We start from the raw sequence: 18,413 nt of genomic DNA on the forward strand, positions 1-18,413 counted from the left end.
ATCAGAGCCCGGCGCAACAGGTCGAAGCGGCAAGCGCACTAAAGTGTCCAAGCATCGGCAATGCCCAGATGTTCCCGTCTTTGGTGTGATTCCCGATGACAGATGGCGGCGCGAATCGTTCCAGCATCGGATTCCGCTTGTCCAGACGCATGTGGCGGTCATACGCGCCGCTCACCGTAGTCGCTGCAGCCATCTGCTTCTCGTACTTCGTCCTGCCCTCTCCACGAAGTGAGACGTGGGAAATCTTGTTCGTCGCGCTACGCTTCGGTGCAATTGGCTTCTTCTCCGTCACGCTTGGTTTGTTGGTATTAGGGCTTCGAGTGCGCAAGGTTTCGGTCGACGCGAAAAGTGTGCACTGGGAAGGCCGGTTCGGGGGAATGTTGGACTTGCAATGGGCTGACGTGGGGCGACTCGAATTCGCCGAGCTGCCGAAAGGTCCTCTTGCTCTTCTCACTAGGAGTCCACATATCATCATGATCGGTGTGTTCGGAAAGGCGGGAACGCTCAAGGTGTCGATGAGGCCGCGGGCGGATTTTGGTCGGGTGGATGGAGAGTCGCTCGAGTCTGCCGTGTTCTCCCAGGCACGCGAACATGGAGTTGAAGTGAAAAGAGTGGATTACCGAGATGTTAGACGCTGGAGAGGGTCTAACGAGTAGAAGTGCTGGGCCGATGAGTTGCTAGCGCAGTTTTGCAACGTCCACGACCAAGACGTACGGGCTAGAAGCTTACGGAAGAAAACGATTCTTATTCGGCCTCGTGTCACCTCTTCTTCTTGGCGTACACATCACGGTCGCGGCTATCTTCTGTGGTGCAACCTCAACGTTCTTGGCATTCCCCTCGCACTGAGTATGGACAGCGGCTGTACTTTGCCTTCAGGGCACACGCGAAGAAGCCGTTGAAGCGGAAACCGTGATGAGCGGCGTTCCGCGCACGGTGAACTCCATCAGGAGAAACGCGTGACGCCGAAAACAGAGTGGTCATCGTCTACTGCCACAGCGGTCGTCGCACACGTGGTTCGTCCTGAAGTACCTCCTCGGCTACCCGAACGTCCGGAACTACGACGGCTCCTGGACGGAGTGGGGGAACCTCGTGCGGACGCCAATCGAGAAGCCGTGAGACCCGTCTCTCGGGACCAGCCTGCCCCCATCGGCCGCAGCTTTCACAGGGCGCTCAAGAGCGACTTGACCTCAGCTGTGCCCAGAATCCGGGACCGCGATAACAACCGAGGTTCAGAGAAGTCTTTCGTGTTGAAGGTCCAGATGCCTTCGTTGTCCACGGCGAGGGCGAGCGCGACGACAGGGACGTCATCGGGATCGCGAATCAGACCTGCGGCCTCGTCTTCCTTTTCCTTGTACGCGGACCTCGGGACGACGCTGACGAATTCGTCGGTGAGGAGATCGAGAGCCTCCTTAACGAGGGTCTCCGGAACTTTCTTGCGGTTCCAATCGTCCCGGTTCTCCCACACCTCGCGGACGCACGCCTCCGCAGTCATGAAGACGCCGGGACGGCGGAGAATCAGCTCCCGCACGATGCCACGCTGTATCAGGGCCGCAACGATCACGTTCGTGTCGACGATGATGTTCAACGGCGAGCCTTCTTGGACCGCCACTCCCGGACCATGTCGACGATGTCATCTTCCCGGACGCCCTCGACGGTCAGGCGATCGAGAAGTCCTGCCGCCCGCTTCCGCTTCGCGTCTTCGAGGGCCTTCCGGATTTGCGCCCGGAACCACTCGTTCCTCGTCTTGAATCCCTCGGTCGAGAGGATTCGATCTAGGGCTTGGAGGAGTTCCCTCTCAACGCGGAACAGGACTTGTGTTTCGGCCACGAAAATAGATATCTAGATGATATCATTTAAGCTTTGCGTTTTGCACTCCCACGATGGGGATGTTCCAAGTGGGAGGCGATCTCAACGTCCTCCACGAGCCGAAAGGCGTGACGCCGGACAGAGAAGTCATCGCCTACTGCCGGATCGGCGAGCGCTCCTCGCACACGTGGTTCGTCCTGAAGCACCTCCTCGGCTACCCGGACGTCCGGAACTACGACGGCTCCTGGACGGAGTGGGGGAACCTCGTCGGACGCCGATCGAGAAGTCGTGATCGGTCGGCCAGGCCTGAAAGCCATCCATCGCCTTCGGGTGACCGAACCGGGGAGCCACTAATGCCCTGGTTTCCGCGCCGCCACGACGACGCTCTCCGCCCCGAACGTCTTCGTGATTCGCTTTGTGCTCTCGGAGGACGACCGAGAGAAATAATCGAGTCGCTTCAGGATCCGTACGTCGTGGAACCCTGCCGACCCGATCGTTTCTAGGTACTCCGGCTCCACGGCAGCGCCCCCGATGCAGTCCGCCCAGAGTTGCGGGTTCAGTCCACAGACGTCGCCAACGTCCGACTGCACGACGATGTCCGCAAGTTGCAGGCGCCCGCCGGGTTTCAGGACGCGGTAGATCTCGCGGAACGCGGAGGACTTGTCCGGCACGAGGTTCAGCACCCCGTTGCTCGTCACGACGTCCACGCTGCCATCCGGGAGCGGGATGCGCGTCGCGTCCCCCTCCAGGATTCGGACGTTCTTCACTCCCATCCGCTCGATGTTCGACTGCGCCTTGGCGATCATCGCGGGAGTGATGTCGAGGCCGTACACGTTCCCGGATGACCCGACCTTCAAGGAGGCGAACAGGATGTCCGTCCCGGAGCCAGATCCGATGTCAAGCACGGTGTCGCCTGGCCGCATCGACTCCGCCAGGTGTGGGTACCCCACGCCGGCGAAGGACTCCGTGGCGGTCGGCGGCAGCTTCCGAAGGTTTCCTCCGGATAGCCGAGATACCGGAGCGCGTCGAGGCCCAGCGGAAAGTGGTATGCTTTGTCCGGCCGCGTCGCGACCTCCGTATATAGAGATTGCACAGCCTCCGTGACAATCGGCTTGAGGTCCGACAGACTCTCGACCTGGACCTCGGGAGGCACGTGGGAGACCCTCACGAGCTCCATCGGGAGCTTCTCTACCTTCTTGTCGGCCCAGCGCCAGGCGGCGATCCCGTCGAAGGCATGCGCGGTCAGCAAACCCGCCGCCGCTAGGGTCTCTAGTCGATGTCGCGCGTCCTCGTCGGGAATCCGGAAAACTTCCGCAATCTCGTGAGCGGGGGTGAGGGCCCGGTGATGCTCCACATAGTCCAGGATGTCCGCCGGGCTCCGCTTCGGGAGGCCCGGCGCGAGGTCATCGATGATTGTCTCGAACGGCTTGGCGGTGAAGACCTCGCCTTCGATGACTTGCCGCCCATCGCGGTTCCGGACGAGGAGGGAGAGGAAGTTCACACCGCTCCGGTGCATCTCGTCCCGGTCCACGTCAAGGGCCTTTGCGACCGCCTCGGAGTGGGAATCTTTCCTCACCCGGCGCCCATCCAGGCCAATCTCCTCCGCGAGGCGAATGATCTCGTCGTCGGTTGCGGCTCGGCATTCGAGCCCGAAGGCTTCCATCATGCGACGCAGATATCGAGGCGCGAGTTCCTCGGACTGAAGCTGGGCAGCCTTGAAGGCACGGCATGCGGGATACGAACTCGTCGCACCCGTCCGAAAGTAGTAGTCCGGCCGGATGGGCATCTTCGTCAGCTCGATCGACTCGTGAATCCATTCCACCGTCGAGCGTTGGTCCACATCGTACTCCTCCATCCATCCCTGGAGGCTCTCGAACTGGCCGCCCATCTTGTACGTGACCTTCAGGTTCTCCCCGTAGACCTCCTTCAGTCGGTGGAGGACCGGCTCGAGGCCCCACGACCACCAGCACCACGGATCCGCGAAATGAACGATCTCGACGGGCGATTCCGTTTTCAACTCCTCAACCCCCGCCGAGTGATTCGTGAAGGGTCACGGCGATGCGGGCATGGCGCCGGACCGCCAAAGGTACGCGGAGGAGGCAAACATCCACACCAGCAGGAGGAAGAACCAGCCGATCCCCGCGGCAAGCGTCGCAAGCGAGAAGGGCAGGCCGAAGACCACGAATCCAAGGATGGCGGACAGGATGGCAACGTAGGCGAGCCAGTTCGGAAACCGCCCGCTGTTCCGACTTAGGACACCGAACAGCAGCACCCCGGTCGACAGCGCGATGAGGCCGAGGATCAGGAGGCCGTTCGTCAGGCCCAGAACCGCCTCGGCGGTGACGGCGGCGGCATCCCGACGGGCGCCGGTGTTCTGCGCGTAAATGTCTGCGAGGGTCCGAAGCCCTGCGACTTGGGCGAACAAGGACGCGGCCGTCACTGCAAAGCCGATGACGAGGAACGCAACGGCCGCATTCGCGAACAGCCGGTTCTGGTTCTCGAGGACATCCCGAAGCGTCAAGAAGAACGGGACGGCGAAGAACAGGACGAGGGAGAACACGACGAGGGTGGCCACCGCCGTCGGGCTATAGCTGGAGAATGATTGGAGGGTTTGCTCTCCCGTCATCGTGAACTGCGCCTGAGAAACGGAGAATGCCGCGAAGAACAATACGCCGGACACAAATCCGCAGAACGCCCCGATCCGGTCGTTCCCCCACTTCGCCCGAACGCCGACACTCGCCACGCACGTCCCCCTCTGAGGTCCCGATCTTGATGTCCTGACATTAAAGTTCCGGTCTGATGGGATGACCAGGCACGTAGGCCTCCGCGGGCCGCCGTCGGGCGCGGTTCGAGATGATTGAGGAGACGTCGGCGATCACGCGTCTATTCAACCAATCGTAGGGCCTGTGCCGGTGGAAGCCGCGCAGCCCCCCGGGATGGCGGCACCGTGGCGAGAAGCCCGGCGAGGTAAGCGACGGCGGCGAAGGTGATCAGGTCGCTCCACGGGACCACGAACGGGGTTTCCGGGCCCGTGGGGAACCGCTGGAGCATGAAGTACGCGAACGCGATTCCGAGGAGCATGCCGACCCCGATGCCGAGGAGCGAGACGAAGGAGGTCTCGATCAAAAGATACTTGAAAATCATGGACCGTCGAAAGCCGATCGCGCGCAATGTGCCGATTTCGTTCTTCCGCTCGGCGACGTTTCGCATCGTGACGACCCCGAGTCCTGCGAGCCCGACGACCAGGCCGAGGGCGAGGAACGATTCCAAGATTCGGATGAAGGACAGGTTGACCTGCAGGATTTCTTCAATGAACTCCCGGAACACCGTCGCGTCCATCCCGTAGGCTGTGAAGTCCCGCTCGAGGAGACGATTCACCTCGTCTGGCGATTCGCCGGAAGACACTTTGAACAGGAAACCGAGTGGCGCCTGCGCCGAGAAAGCCTCCGAGGCCACCGCGTCGCTCACGAACATTCCAGTGACGAGGAATTCTCTCAGGACGCCAGCGACCGTGAACGACCGGCATGGACCCGCGGCGTTCACAATGTCGAGGCGATCGCCCGCTACCGGACCGAGGTCTTGGATCCCGCCATCGAAGATGGCCAGGCACGGATCCGCCGCGAGCGCCTCCCAAGCCTCTCTCGGCGTCTCGAATCGTGGCAGGAGGCTGAAGAACGGAAACGCGTTCTGGGCCGCGAAAGCCTCTCGAACGCCGAAGACGGGATAACTCACAAGTTTCCCTGTCGGGAGGGCGATGACCGCGATGGAACCGTTGAAAGCACTATAGTATGCGATCTTTGACGCTGCCGGTGCGGCACGAAAGTCCGCATCGAAGTTCGCCCCGGGCCTCGGAATGTTTGCTCGCGCCACGATGTCGTATCCTCCCGATTGATCCACGATGGCCTGCTCGACGTTCCCTATGAAGAGGGTCGAGAACATCGAAACGAGAGTGATGATGAAGACCACGAGGGCGAAAGTTGCCAGGGTGAGCCCCGTGCGGCCCTTGCGCGCCAGCGGGTACGACACCGCCGTCTTCACGACCGGGCGGAGCGAGCTCCGGCCGCTCGCGAGCCTGGTCAAGCCGGCCAACAGGAAGCGGCTGTTGAGCACGATTACGACGATCGTTGACATCACGAGTAGCGTGCCGGCGGCGACGAAGCCGACATAGGCGCCCCAGTCGTCCGCGGAACCTTGGAGCCACCACGGGCGGACGGTCCAGACACAGACGGCCAGGGCCGCGAAGGTATACGCAGCGCGCGCGCCCACGACCCGCTGGATGAGCCCCGCCGCGCCGTAGGCGAGCAACGACGGCCCGAGCACGGATAGCACCGGGACTTGGGATCGACTCGCCTGCCACGTTGCAACGATTCCGAGGCTTAGGGAGACGGCCGCAAGCAGCCATTGGAGCCGCGTGCCGCGCCGAGCAAGGGGCTCGGGAATGTCTCGGATAGCTCGCACGATGTTGAGCCGGCTCACGCGCCACGAGGCAAGGGCGATTACGATCATCGTGATCAAGAATCCGAGGGAGAACGCGATGACGAGACTCGAAACCTCAAAGGCGAAGACCGGTTCGAGCTCGACACCGGTGCCTCCCCGGAAGAGAGGGGCCAGTCCGAAGAGGCCCATCACGGCGATGAAGAGACCTGCGACGGTCCCGATTGCGCTCGCAGCTAACGCATAAAGCGTCCCTTCGAAGACGAACGTCTCGGTCAAATGGGACCTGCGCATGCCGACGGCGCGGGAGATGCCCATTTCGCCTTTGCGCTCCTCCGCGAGGACGATGAAGATGTTCATGATCAGCAAGACGCCCGAGATCGACGTGAACGTTCCCAAGAGCCCGAAGATCTGGACGACAAAATCGACGTTCGTCTCCCCTTCCTCGATGGCCCGTTGCTTCACTGGGACGATGGTCTGTCCGGGTGGAAGCCACGGTTGGAGCTCCGATATGGCCTCGTCCGTGAAGGCCGAGGAATCGGCCGCTCCGCCCGAATTCGAGACGAAGATTGCGTTGATCTGCCCGGGCGTGTCTAGGAGAGCTTGGGCGTCCGGAAGGCGCACGAACAGATTCGGCTGAACAAATAGCCCCCCCTTCCCAACGTCGTCAACAACGATGTGGACGTTCACGGTCGCGGTGCCGAAGGCGGTGTCGACCTTCAGGGCATCTCCGACGCGGGCGTCGAGTCGATCCGCGAGCTTCGCGTTCAGGGCCGCTTCGCCCGAGAGGATGTCCGTGGCCGCATACGGTCGCCCTCCCACCGAAAAGACGTCGAAGTCACGGATGGGGTCGAAAGCAACGAAGTCCGCTGCGGGCTCGACGTAGCCGGTTGCTTGGTCGGAGATCGCTGCGGGAAGGAGGATCCGAGGCGCGATTCCCTCCACATGCGGCATTTCGCCGAGGCGTCCTTCGACACCAGCGTACACGGACTCATTGAAGAAGGCACCGCCAAGGCCCGGAAAACGCTGGCTGAGATACGTCCCGGAGCCGCCGGGCACCCAAGCGATTTCGTCGACAAGACCCAGCCCGCGAATCGCGAGCTCCCGGAAGGTGGCACGGAAGCTGTCGCCCATCACGAGGGTTCCGGAGATAATCGATGTGGCGATAAACAAACCTGCCACCGCGAGCGCCACCTGGCCCTTCCGTCGGAGGAAGTTTCGAACGCCGATGCGCAGGAGGATTCGACGCCGGAAACCGAGGAGAAGTAAGGCGCCGATGACGACGAGTACGGCCGTCAAGTACGGCGTGAAGTCGATCATTTCAGCCCCCCATCCGCAGTTCGCGCTCGATCCGTCCGTTGCGCATGTGCACGATCCGCCCGGTCGCCCGGCTCACCTCGGGATCGTGGGTGACGATGAGGAATGTGCGGCCCATTTCTCGGTTCAATCGCCGGAGCAAGGCGACGACGTCGGCGCTCGTGTCGCTGTCCAAGTTCCCCGTCGGTTCGTCGGCGAACACGATGTCCGGATCGTTCACCAAGGCTCGAGCGATCGCCACCCGCTGCTGCTGCCCCCCCGACATCTCCATCGGCCGCTTGTCCGCCTCGCCGGTCAGACCGACGGCCTCCAAGGCCCGGAGAGCCCGTTCTCGCGCATCCGCCGGATTCCGTCCAAGGACGAGCAGCGGCAGCTCGACATTCTCGACCGCGGAGAGGACCGGGAGGAGGTTGTACGACTGGAAGACGAACCCAATCCGATTCGCGCGAAAGTCCGTCTTCTCGTTATCGGTCATCCTCCCGAGGGACCGACTGCCGATGAGCACCTCCCCCGAACTTGCGTCGTCGATTCCACTGAGGACGTTGAGCAGCGTCGTCTTGCCGCACCCTGATGGCCCCATTATCGCGACCATCTCCCCCTTCTCGATCGCGAGGTCGATGCCCTGGAGGGCCGACACGCGGATGGCTCCGGTGTCGTACACCTTCGTGAGGCTTCGAGCGACGACGATCGGGCCCCCGTCCTCCCCGGCGGGCGGAGCGAAGGCCTCGGCCTCTGGAACGGGGGCCTGGGATCCCGCCGGCTTCCGGCGGAGGAGGGCGATGACGAGCCCCGCGGTGGGGAGCCAGAGCAGGCCGACCTTCACGCCGTCGGAGAGCTCCGGGAGGACGCGAACGTACAAGCCGGGGACCGTGACCCCCGCGATGACCTTCAATCCGTACAAGATCGTCGCGAGGGAGGTAACGGCGAACAAGACCCAGACCGTCGCGCGAGCGACGCTGTGGCGCCCTCGTGTCGGCGTTCGCCGTTCGCTCGCCATCCTCCCTCGGCCTGTCGAAGACCCCGCACGCGGAGCGTCTCGCGTCCCTACGAGAGAGTGACGGGCAGCTCGCGCGCGTCGCGCGTCCTCTGGCCCCCGAGCCATCATCCGGCGCCTAAATCTAGGTTTCGGCTCGTCCGAATGACCTCGTGTCCCCGGCTTCTCCATCCGTCTCTCGCCTCCCGATCGATCCGTCCCGAGCCCGACTCGGAGCTTCCTCCGTTCATCGGATCGCTCGCGCGCGAGCGAATCGAGCCAGGCCGGGAACGAGGAGGAACTTCGAGGCGACGTTCGCCGCGAGGAATCCGAGCCCCGTAATCGCGAAGCCCGCAAAGATGAGCAGGTGCGGCGCCGCGAACATCGACTCCACCTCGGTCACCTGCTTCACGACCTCATGGACGTAGTAGTCCCAGCCGAGGCCGAGGGTCGTCGTCCCGAGGCCGGTCGCGATCGTCGCCATGGAGGCTTTCAGTCGGCGGAGAGCAGCCTTCGGGATCGACGCGAAAGGCTCCTCCTGCCTCGCCTGGACGACACGTTCTGCGGGCTTGACCCGGCCCGCTCGGGCGATCTCCGCGAGGACGGCCGATGCGTCCCCTCGGTACTCACACCGCACGTACGCTTGGAGTTCCTGGGACAATCCCTTGGAAGCCCAGGCGTCGCGCATCCGGCCCACTCCTTCTATAGTCGCTGTCGGGATCATGGGTCAAGGGCAGGAATCGGTGGGGCAAGACGTCGCCCAAGTAGATACACGGTGTTTACTGTCTCGGAGCCTCCGAGGCAACGGAGACGAGGTCAAGTGCCAAAGATGGACATTCGGTAGGCCTCGTCTCGAGCTCCGTGAACGATTGCCGGTCGACCGGCCGAGCGTCCGCCCCCGGCACTCTTCGATTCAGGCGACCGTCATCTCGCCCGTCATCCCGCTATCCCGATGGGGGATGCACCAGAACGGGATCGTCCCCGCGGCGTCGAAGAAGACGAGGACCCGTGTGGTCGTATACGGCACGAGATCATGGGTGTAGAGTTTTCCGCCGAGTTCATACGTGAACGTGTGTAACGTACCATCGCGGTTCGTGATGACAATCTCCGTCAGGGTTTGGCGCGCAACGGTGAGCGCCGAGGGTGAGAACATGAAGTTTTCCGTGGTGAGCGTGACGGACGCCTGGGGCTCGAAGTCGACCCCTGTGCTCGGATGGCTCGCGGCATAGCTCCAGGCCGCCGCGCTCGTGAGGGCCGCGCCGATTGCGAGGAGGGCTACGCCGACCGAGTAGACGCCCTGCCAGCTGTGCCAACCCTCGCGAGGGGAAAGCTGGGGCCTCCCCTTACGTCCCCGGAGGAACGCGAGGACGCCCGCAGGCAGAGCCCAAGCGACGGAGAGCAGACCCAACACGGTGCCTGCGTATTCGTACGGATTCGAGGGATTCGCCAAGCCCGCGATGACGAACGGGAGGAACAGGATGAACAAGTACGAAATCCCAATCCCGGCGGCGAGATGGGCCCAGGGTCTCGGTCTCCAGAGAAGGATTCCGACGAGGACGATGGGGGGAATGAGGAACGGCCCGACGAAGAGGAAGAGAATCGGGCTGAATGCGCCAGTCACGAGGAGGGCGATGAGCAGCTCGACGAACGCCATCACGATGATCATCCGGTCGAACGTCCAAGGCGTCCGGGCTTCGCTTCCAGGCGTCGCCATGTCCCCGCTCACAACGCTCGCCCCCACAACCAAGGCACCCAAAAATCAGGCGAACCTCTCCCGGACTCCACGGTCTTCCCCCTCGGGGAGGAGACAGTCTGTGCCCATAATATAGCTTCGCTTCCGACCGCGCGCTTCCACCGGTCCCTTTCTGTAGAGGCCGATTTTGAGGAGGCTCGATGGGAGGAATAGGTCTGCGGACGACGAACCTAGATCCGGAACGACGCTCTACCCCGCATGACCGATGGAGCGAACCATTAAGCCCGCGACCCAATTCCGGTCGGCGCGGATCCCATGCGACGAAAGGCGAGTGCCCAGTGGAAGGGCGGGCTGAAAGACGGAAAGGGCGTAGTGTCCACGGCGAGCGGCGCGCTGCGAGACGTCCCCTACACGTTCTCGATGCGGTTCGAGGATGCGCCCTGGACGAACCCGGAGGAACTCGTCGCCGCCGCGCACGCGGGCTGCTTCTCGATGGCCTCGGAGCGTGAACGCGTCCCATCCGAAGCAATCGGGCGCCGTTCGGGAAGAACCATGAAACCAAGCTCCGGACTTCGTGAGACGAGTCCCGCAGGTCTCTGCTGCCATCGATAACCGATCGGGCTAGAAGCTGATGTAGGAAGGCGATTCTCATTCGGCCTCGTGTCACCTCTTCTTGACGTACACATTACGGTCGCGGGCTATCTTCTGTGAAGAAATCCGTGTCCGCGATCATCGGCGAAGTGCGTTGGACCGCTTCCTCGTCGACGCATCGAAATCGCGCCGCATGCGCCGGACCTCGCGCTCGACGTCATCGCCCCCTTCCGCGTCAAGCACCCCGATCAAAGTCTTCGCGGAAGGCCCCCCAAGAACGCGGTTGATGACGTCCGAGAAGGACTCTCCGCTGCGTTTCAAGCGGGCGAGCTTCCGATAGGCGTCCTCGGTTACCGTGATTGTCTTGACCGCCATCGGTCAGTGTACATGCACTTAAACAGATAGCCTTTTCGTCCCAGGTCATGCGCTGCCGGATCGGCGAGCGATCGTCGCACACGTGGTTCGTCCTGAAGTACCTCCTCGGCTACCCGAACGTCCGGAACTACGACGGCTCGTGGACGGAGTGGGGGAACCTCGTGCGGACGCCGATCGAGAAGCCATCAAAGGGGCACATCGAGCGCGAACTGACTCACCGATCAGCTTAGGCGAGGACTGTCCCTACCGAGAGGAGGGTAGCTTCGCATACCCCTCCTCGATACACTTAAGATTCGCCCAGCCCTACTCTCGGAGGTGAAGTACCGGGTCGTCATCGAACACGACACCGAAACGCGGCACTATAGCGCAACGGTCCCCGGCCTGCCTGGCTTGTTCCTAGACGCGAAGAGCGAACGCGAGGTCATCAAGCTCGCGAAGGAAGGGGTCCGGTTCTATCTGCAAGAGCTCGCGGCCCAAGGGGCTCGCGGAGGCCGGCGCGCCAAGCCACTTTCTGCCAAGGTCGTGACGGTGGACGTGTGAATGGCCCGCCTGCCCGGCGAAATCAACGGGCGACGGTTCCTGCGTGCGATGGCCCGCTTCGGCTGGCTCGGGGTGTTGTTCTGAAAACCGTCAAGATGGGCTACGCGTAGGTGCTTGGCATTCTTCCGCAACAAAGACCAAAAAAAGGCGGGATGTGGGTGCCTGAGGTTTCTGGACAAGAATTCACCCAACTCGGGGCCCTCGGCACTGAAGTCGCGCCGAGATGGCCCGGCGTTTTGGATGCCTCTCCAGGCAGACTTGTCATGTTCATGCCAGCGCGCAGATATACTCACCCAGCACTGGTTGCGGGAGTCTCAATCGGCACCGGTTACCTTGTCCTCGCCGCCTATCTGCTTAGTGTGATCGGCCTGAACCAGTACCTTTTGTCAGGTTTGGTAGCAGGCGGGCTCGCCCTGGCGTACATCGTTGGCTACGTGGGAGATGCCGTGTTCAACAACGCGTTCATACGCGCCACCGTCAGGCATCCAAAGGTCGTTCTTTCAATCGACCTGCTCTCGACGAATGGTCAGAGAATCCATGCCTGGTACAAATTTCCAATTCGAGTAGCAGGAGAAGGCTCGTACTCTCGGGAGGCCTCACACCTATGGATTCATGGCTTGAAAGCACGGCGCATCGCCTATGGTGGAATCGAGGAACGATCGTGCACACGCGGTTCGTCCTGACGTACCTCCTCGGCTACCCGAACGTCCGGAACTACGACGGCTCGTGGACGGAATGGGGGAACCTCGTTCGGACGCCAATCGAGAAGTGAGCGGTCCTTCCTCCCCATCCACCCGAGCGGGCCCAATCGGCAGCACTCAAGCGCGCCTCGTCGCCTCCGCCATGGGACGTGAAGGGGAACTTTGGACCGTCGCCTTTAAGTTATCCTCTTCGGATACTCCTGCCGGGGGCGGTCGGCGCGACTGCGAGCGAAAGGCTGACCTTTCAGGTCTACCAAGACATCCTTTGCGAGCTCCATCTCCTCCACAAAGCGGGACAACAGGCCGTCCCGAGCCGCGTCGCGTATCAGGTCCGCCTGCCGAACGGACGCCTGATGGACCGGGTCGCGGAGCTCGTGGAGATGGGCCTCCTCGGCCCGGATTGGGCCGTCACGAAGAGGGGCTACGCATATTACGACGAGTACACGCGGAACGTGGCTCCGTTCCTCCGGAAGTACGGCTTAGGCGGCAAGGGCCGCCCGTGACAGGCTCCCGTCGCGCGCATGAACTTAAGCTTTTGGGAACCACCGTCCGGACGCCGAGTCCGGAACCGCCTTGCTTCCGCCGCCCCCCTCGCGGTGCGGGGGGAACTCGATTTCCGAAACCATCCGACGCGCCCGATCGTCCGAGAGAGCCGAGTCGACGCCTGCATTCGTGCGCCGCTTGCAGCGGCCGTTCGCCGTCTTCGCGGCGATCATCATGGTCCTGCTCGCATTCGGCGTCTTGTCCACGCCCGCGGCCGCCGGACCTTCGGTTACCGCCTCCACCATGAACGGAGGCACAACGGCCCAAGGGAACCAGACCGGTTCGGATACGGCCACTCTCTCGCCCGGCGGTTCGACCGGGGCCACGCCGCTTTCGACATCCTTCCCGGCCGGCGTGATCTCCGGCCAGAACACCTACGTTTACACGTACGACACGTCCGCCGAGAGCTTCGCGGTCGTGAATCCGCAGCCGTACAGCGTCCTCAACTGGGACGCCACGAACAAACGGATCTCCGTTACCGCGGACCGTCGGGATGCGGGGGACGAGATGTTCGTCAGGAATCCCGTCACGCTGGATACGGCCGCGGACTTCACGGTCACCGCGCGATGGCGGGCGACGGTCCAAGGCAACTGGCAGTACGCCTTCCCGCTCTTCCTAATCCCGGCGTCGAATACGCAGGGGGACGCCGCCAGCAGCATCTACTTCCTGTACGCGGGACGGGACAACCATGCCACCCCCAGCTGCAATCCCATCTGCAACACTCCATACTACTACATGTACTACAAGGACGCGGGCGGAGTGCTCAGGATCAACACGTTCTATGAGGGCCAGACGCTGGAGGTAAACAGAGAGTACCACTTCCTGATCAACTACGACTCGTCGATCCAGATGCTCACGATGGAGATCCGGGACGCGAACGACGCGAGCCTGAAGCTCGCGCACTACCGGATCGGCACGAATGCGAACGACGGCTTCACCGTCGGCAGACTCGGCACTGCGTCCGATGGCCGATCGATCCCGTGCTGTGAACCTTACGCGGTCGCCTGGGTCGACGACGTCGTCCTGACGTACGCCACCGGCCTGTTCCGAGACGCGACCCAGGACAAGGGGGACCAGGCCACGAAGATCGGCTGGCTCTCGGACAACTTCAACGACAACCTGAACGAGATTTGGACGAAGGAACTCGGGACGGTCACGTGGCAGTCCGGCGCGATGAAAATGAACCCGAACGCGGCGGTCCACGCGGGGACATCCTGGTACGACCAGCGAGTCGAGACTCGGTTCACCTTCACGGCGGACGGCCCCGCGACCATGTTCACCCGGTACAAGGATGCCTCGAACTACTACGCGATCATCGTGTCGAGCGCGGGCGATTCGGTCACCTTCCAGAAGACCGTTGCCGGTTCCACCACGACGCTGGGCTCCTTCAATCCGACGATCAACCTGAACACCGCGTACCTCCTCAAGTTCGTGGCGAAAGGGAACTCCTTCGAGATGTGGTGGAACGGCATCCGGATGTGGACCGGGACGGACGCAAGTCCGCCCTCCGCGATCACGGGCTACCTGCGGTTCAGCACGGGGAGCACCGCTTCCGTGAACCTGGATGACGTCCGCGTGTGGAACACGGACCGCGGGTTCGAGACGAAGGCGGTCCAGGACGCCGGCACGGTGAACAAGCCCCTCCGGACGCAGATCGCCGGGACGGTCGATTCGTACAACCAGGTCCACCTCCAGGTCCGCAGCTCCGCAAACAACGTCGCCTGGGGGCCGTGGACGAACCTCAAGTCGGACGTCATGGCGGGCCTCTACTACCCCCTCCCGGACCAAGACCGCCAGCGGTACTACCAGATCCGGGCGTGGCTGTCCAGCGGGGTGGAATCCACGCCATCCCTGACGAGCGTGACGACGCAGGTCGGGACGCCGGCGACGAATCCCACCTCGAACACGGGCTTCGAGCCGTGGTATCCCTACGTCGGCGGCATGGTGAACCTCGTGAGCGGCAACCTGTATCACAGGACCACGGACATCGCGTTCCAGGGGAAGGGGTTCACGCTGGCGATCGTGCGTTCCTACAACAGCATGCGAGCCACCGTTCAGGGCGCCTTCGGCCTGGGGTGGACGTTCAACTACGGCCAAAGCCTCACCGTCAACCCGAACGGCAGCGTCACCGGGAACGGGCCCGACGGGTCCACGTTCCTCTTCATGGCGAAGGGCACGACGGGCGGGTTCTCGCCACCCGCAGGCGTGCCGGACCGGCTCGTCAAGAACGCGGACGGCACGTACACCATGTGGACGCCCGACGGCGGGAGCGAGCGCTTCAGCTCCGCGGGGCTCCTCCTCTCCATGGCGGACCGGAACGGCAACACGCTGACGATGACGTACTCCACGGGCTCGCCGCCCCTCCTCCTGCAAGTCGCCGACGCCACCGGCAAGGCGCTGTCGTTCGCCTACGACGCCCACAACCAGATCACGACGGTGACGGACCCCACCGGTCGTACGGTGACGTACGGATACACCTCGACGGTCCTGTTCACGGCGACGGACCCCCTCGGCTTCAAGAAGCAGTACATCTACACGAACGGGAACATCGCCGCCCTCCAGCAGATTATCGACCCGGTCGGGGGGACGACCTTCGTGAACTACCTCGCGAACGGCCAGCAGGTCGCCTCGCTCGATCGGCAGTCCGTGAACGTGAGCACCCTCAGGACGGACTGGCAGTTCCGGGAGTACACGCTCGCATACAATACGTCGACGACGCGGGCCGTGCAGGACGCCCGCGGCTCCTGGACGACCCTCACGTTGGACTCGTTCGGCAACGCGATGTCCGTCAACGGACCGCCGATCGGCTGCGCCTGCGACCCGACGGGCAACTCTTCGTCGTACGTCTGGGACGGGGAGATGAACCAGATCTCCCGAGCAGATGGCGGCGGAGACACCTGGGCGATGAGCTACGGGTTCCGTACCAACGTCGTGGGGACGGCGGACCCCGGAGGGAACGTTTCATGGCGGGCGTGGCTCGAGGCGAACAACGCGACGAACTACTTCGTCGTGCCGTCGGCGGGGACCACATTCCGGGGCTTCACGACGACCTACGCATATGACTCCAAGGGCAACCAGCTCTCGGTGACGGATCCCGGAGGAAACGTCACTCGTACCGGGTACGATGCCTCGGGTTTCCTCAACAAGACCGTGAGCGCCCGCGGCTACACGACCTGGTTCGTCTACAACGCGAGCGGGTGGCTGGTTCGGCAAGTCGATCCGAGGAACGACGTCACGCAGTACGCCTACGATGCGATCGGCCGGCAGACGTCCGTCACGGATCCGATGGCTTTCGTCACCACGAGGACTTACGATGACGACAGCCGCATGACGAAGGTCACGGACCCTCTCAATAACTTTACGAGCTACGTTTACAACGCGCGGGGCGATGTGATCAAGGTCATCGATCCTAACGCATACGCGACGCAGTTCCAGATTAACGTGACGCTTGGCGCCAAGTCCAAGATTATCGAGACGGGCGGCAATTCTACGGTCTTCGGCTACGACACGCGGGGCAACCTCGTCACGGTCACGAATCCTCGCGGCTTCACGACGACGTACGAGTACGATCCGTACAACCGGGAGACGAGCGAGACGACGCCCGGGGGGAACGTCACTCGCGTCACGTACGACCGGAGCGGCAACGTCGCGACCCGGACCGACGCGAACGGCAATCGGACCACGTACGCGTACGACAAGCTGAACCGCGTGACGAAGGTCACGTATCCCGGCTCCGTCGTCGTCACGACGCAGTACGACGAGGACGGAAACGTGGTCCAGTTCGCAGGCTTCGGGTACACCCGCACGGAGACGTGGGACGTCCACGGCCGGGCGACGTCCACGGTCGACAACTACGGGTCCTTCACGAAGACCCAGGGCTACCAATACGACGCGGACTCCGGCCGGACCCGGCTGACGTACTCCGACGGATCCTATGCCACGTACTTCTACAACGCCGCCGGCTGGCAGACGTACGAGAACCAAAGCGAGGGCCTCTCGTGGTCGTTCGGCTACGACATGGACGGGCGCCGCACGACCGAGACGCATCCGAACGGCGCCGTCGCGACGACGAAGTACGACAAGGCGAGCCGCGTCACGAACGTCTGGACGAACCGGAGCGGCAGCGGGATCGAGTCGTTCGCGTACACGTACGACAGGGCGGGCAACCGGCTCAGCATGACGGAGGCCAACGGCTCGTCGGCGAACTACCGGTACGACAACCTGTACCGGCTCCTGAACGAGAGCTATTCGAACGGCCGATCGATCGGCTACACGTACGACGCGGACGGCAACCGGCTGACGTCGCGGGAGATCAAGGTGGGCGGATCCCTCGTCGTCACGACGTACACGTACGGGAAGGAAGACCAGGTTCTGAAGGCCGTGATCGCGGGTGGGGCGACGACGACGTACACGTACGACCGGAACGGCGATGAGAAGACGAGCGTCACCGGCTCGGCCACGACGACGTACGCGTACGACATCGAGAACCGCTTGACGTCGGTGACGACCTCCTCCGGCACGACATCGTACGCATACTCGGCGGATGGCCGACGCCTGAAACGGGTGTCGGGCGGCACGACGACGTACTTCGGCAACGATCCCGTGAGCCGGAGCCGGATGGACGACACGACCGAGGAGTACACGTCGACGGGCACGAAGACGGCGACGTACCTTCATGGAATCGTCGTCGACGAGATCCTCGGTTACAAGACGACCGCTTGGTACGATTACCACCGGGACGCTCTCGGGAGCGTGACGCGGCTCACGGACGCCGCTGGCGCAACGCTGTCAACGTACCGCTACGACGCGTTCGGCGCGATGCGCTCTCAAACAGGATCGAGCAACACGTACGGGTTCACATCTCGAGAACGCGAGGCCACATTGGGTCTGTATTTCAACCGAGCGAGATACCACGATACGTCCCTCGGCCGGTTCATCTCGAAGGACCCTGTTGGACCGTGCGGCGGACAGAACTTATACGTGTATGCGGGCGGGAATCCCGTGAACCGGATTGACCCGTCGGGGATGTACTTTGATGGCGGCGGTGGCGGCGGGGGCAGCAGCTGGACGGGTCCCACCTGGGACGCTTATTGCCAGGACCAGGGCAGAATGCACTGCGGGGAATGGTGGGAGTGGGCCTTCTTGTTTCCGTGGACCTGCCAGCATGTCATAAAGCACGTCGAGTGCGCCGTCCATTCTGGCAGGATGACACAAGCTCAATACAACAGGGTGACTGATTGTGTGTATCTGAATGCCGGCATCGGCGCAGGGGTGTGTATCGCATCAATATTTATTGGAGCTGCCATTGCGGGGATTGGCGTAGTCGGCGGGGTCATCAGCTGCGGGATAGCGCTGATCGCGTCGGCCATTGGAATGTGCGGTTGCTTTAGGGACGCTTGTGTATATGACCTGCATTTGTAGGACACGTTCTCCGGGGTGG

Annotated in this window: 14 protein-coding genes and 5 pseudogenes; 8 read left to right on the forward strand and 11 right to left on the reverse strand. The window is 62.9% G+C overall.

All coding sequences use genetic code 11. The features are described 5' to 3' along the window. Position 1 precedes the first annotated feature (1 nt). Entirely contained in the window at positions 2 to 292 is a 291-nt protein-coding gene (locus VF992_08995; protein ID HEX9341288.1) for a hypothetical protein, read from the reverse strand. Between the two features lie 695 nt (positions 293 to 987). Here VF992_08995 and VF992_09000 point away from each other — a divergent pair. Further along, positions 988 to 1,116, forward strand: a pseudogene (locus VF992_09000) (rhodanese-like domain-containing protein). 43 nt (positions 1,117 to 1,159) lie between these two features. Here the strand turns inward: VF992_09000 and VF992_09005 are convergent. After that, positions 1,160 to 1,585 (reverse strand): PIN domain-containing protein, encoded by a 426-nt coding sequence (locus tag VF992_09005; GenBank protein ID HEX9341289.1) that lies wholly within the window; start codon positions 1,583 to 1,585, stop codon positions 1,160 to 1,162. After that, positions 1,582 to 1,827 carry a hypothetical protein gene (locus VF992_09010; GenBank protein HEX9341290.1) on the reverse strand — a complete coding sequence of 82 codons (246 nt, stop codon included), beginning with the start codon at positions 1,825 to 1,827 and terminating at the stop codon, positions 1,582 to 1,584. Before VF992_09010 ends, VF992_09005 begins: the two co-directional genes overlap by 4 nt. A gap of 53 nt (positions 1,828 to 1,880) precedes the next feature. Between VF992_09010 and VF992_09015 the strand changes: the two are divergent. Then, positions 1,881 to 2,078: pseudogene (locus tag VF992_09015) on the forward strand (rhodanese-like domain-containing protein). Positions 2,079 to 2,156: 78 nt separating this feature from the next. Here VF992_09015 and VF992_09020 read toward each other — a convergent pair. The 7 genes from VF992_09020 to VF992_09050 all read right to left on the reverse strand — a co-directional run bounded on the left by VF992_09020 (position 2,157) and on the right by VF992_09050 (position 10,244). Next, a complete protein-coding gene (locus tag VF992_09020; GenBank protein HEX9341291.1) occupies positions 2,157 to 2,711 on the reverse strand; it encodes a methyltransferase domain-containing protein in 555 nt (184 codons plus the stop codon). Continuing rightward, positions 2,660 to 3,823 carry a DsbA family protein gene (locus VF992_09025; protein HEX9341292.1) on the reverse strand — a complete coding sequence of 388 codons (1,164 nt, stop codon included), beginning with the start codon at positions 3,821 to 3,823 and terminating at the stop codon, positions 2,660 to 2,662. The genes VF992_09020 and VF992_09025 overlap by 52 nt, the downstream gene beginning before the upstream one ends. Before the next feature lie 33 nt (positions 3,824 to 3,856). Further along, complete coding sequence (locus tag VF992_09030; GenBank protein ID HEX9341293.1) at positions 3,857 to 4,549, reverse strand: DUF4386 family protein; 693 nt, start codon at positions 4,547 to 4,549, stop codon at positions 3,857 to 3,859. Positions 4,550 to 4,689: 140 nt separating this feature from the next. Then, on the reverse strand, positions 4,690 to 7,560 hold the full coding sequence (locus VF992_09035; GenBank protein ID HEX9341294.1) for an FtsX-like permease family protein: 2,871 nt from the start codon (positions 7,558 to 7,560) through the stop codon (positions 4,690 to 4,692). Position 7,561: 1 nt separating this feature from the next. Beyond that, positions 7,562 to 8,554 carry an ABC transporter ATP-binding protein gene (locus tag VF992_09040; protein HEX9341295.1) on the reverse strand — a complete coding sequence of 331 codons (993 nt, stop codon included), beginning with the start codon at positions 8,552 to 8,554 and terminating at the stop codon, positions 7,562 to 7,564. A gap of 223 nt (positions 8,555 to 8,777) precedes the next feature. After that, positions 8,778 to 9,218, reverse strand: a complete 441-nt coding sequence (locus tag VF992_09045; protein ID HEX9341296.1) for a hypothetical protein — start codon at positions 9,216 to 9,218, stop codon at positions 8,778 to 8,780. Positions 9,219 to 9,443: 225 nt separating this feature from the next. After that, the gene (locus VF992_09050) at positions 9,444 to 10,244 is read right to left on the reverse strand and encodes a cupredoxin domain-containing protein (protein HEX9341297.1); all 801 of its coding nucleotides are present in this window, start codon (positions 10,242 to 10,244) and stop codon (positions 9,444 to 9,446) included. 294 nt (positions 10,245 to 10,538) lie between these two features. On the opposite strand from VF992_09050, the pseudogene VF992_09055 reads away from it, so the two are divergent. Next, positions 10,539 to 10,721, forward strand: a pseudogene (locus tag VF992_09055) (OsmC family peroxiredoxin). A gap of 231 nt (positions 10,722 to 10,952) precedes the next feature. Here the strand turns inward: VF992_09055 and VF992_09060 are convergent. Then, positions 10,953 to 11,189: an antitoxin VapB family protein gene (locus tag VF992_09060; protein HEX9341298.1), complete on the reverse strand. Its 237-nt coding sequence runs from the start codon at positions 11,187 to 11,189 to the stop codon at positions 10,953 to 10,955. A gap of 53 nt (positions 11,190 to 11,242) precedes the next feature. Between VF992_09060 and VF992_09065 the strand changes: the two are divergent. From VF992_09065 to VF992_09085, 5 genes and pseudogenes are all read left to right on the forward strand, one after another. After that, positions 11,243 to 11,419, forward strand: a pseudogene (locus VF992_09065) (rhodanese-like domain-containing protein). 85 nt (positions 11,420 to 11,504) lie between these two features. Then, positions 11,505 to 11,729 carry a type II toxin-antitoxin system HicB family antitoxin gene (locus VF992_09070; GenBank protein ID HEX9341299.1) on the forward strand — a complete coding sequence of 75 codons (225 nt, stop codon included), beginning with the start codon at positions 11,505 to 11,507 and terminating at the stop codon, positions 11,727 to 11,729. Between the two features lie 664 nt (positions 11,730 to 12,393). Next, a pseudogene (locus VF992_09075) lies at positions 12,394 to 12,501 on the forward strand (sulfurtransferase). 78 nt (positions 12,502 to 12,579) lie between these two features. After that, complete coding sequence (locus tag VF992_09080; GenBank protein ID HEX9341300.1) at positions 12,580 to 12,933, forward strand: hypothetical protein; 354 nt, start codon at positions 12,580 to 12,582, stop codon at positions 12,931 to 12,933. 169 nt (positions 12,934 to 13,102) lie between these two features. Further along, on the forward strand, positions 13,103 to 18,394 hold the full coding sequence (locus tag VF992_09085; GenBank protein HEX9341301.1) for an RHS repeat-associated core domain-containing protein: 5,292 nt from the start codon (positions 13,103 to 13,105) through the stop codon (positions 18,392 to 18,394). Positions 18,395 to 18,413 lie beyond the last annotated feature (19 nt).

The sequence above is a fragment of the Thermoplasmata archaeon genome, assembly GCA_036395115.1.
Classification (GTDB): Archaea; Thermoplasmatota; Thermoplasmata; order RBG-16-68-12; family RBG-16-68-12; genus RBG-16-68-12.

What these genes read in the sequence shown, in the direction of transcription:
- VF992_09035 (HEX9341294.1), bottom strand. Translation starts at nt 7,560, where the DNA reads ATGATCGACTTCACGCCGTACTTGACGGCCGTACTCGTCGTCATCGGC.
- VF992_09040 (HEX9341295.1), bottom strand. Translation starts at nt 8,554, where the DNA reads ATGGCGAGCGAACGGCGAACGCCGACACGAGGGCGCCACAGCGTCGCT.
- VF992_09045 (HEX9341296.1), bottom strand. Translation starts at nt 9,218, where the DNA reads ATGCGCGACGCCTGGGCTTCCAAGGGATTGTCCCAGGAACTCCAAGCG.
- VF992_09050 (HEX9341297.1), bottom strand. Translation starts at nt 10,244, where the DNA reads ATGGCGACGCCTGGAAGCGAAGCCCGGACGCCTTGGACGTTCGACCGG.
- VF992_09060 (HEX9341298.1), bottom strand. Translation starts at nt 11,189, where the DNA reads ATGGCGGTCAAGACAATCACGGTAACCGAGGACGCCTATCGGAAGCTC.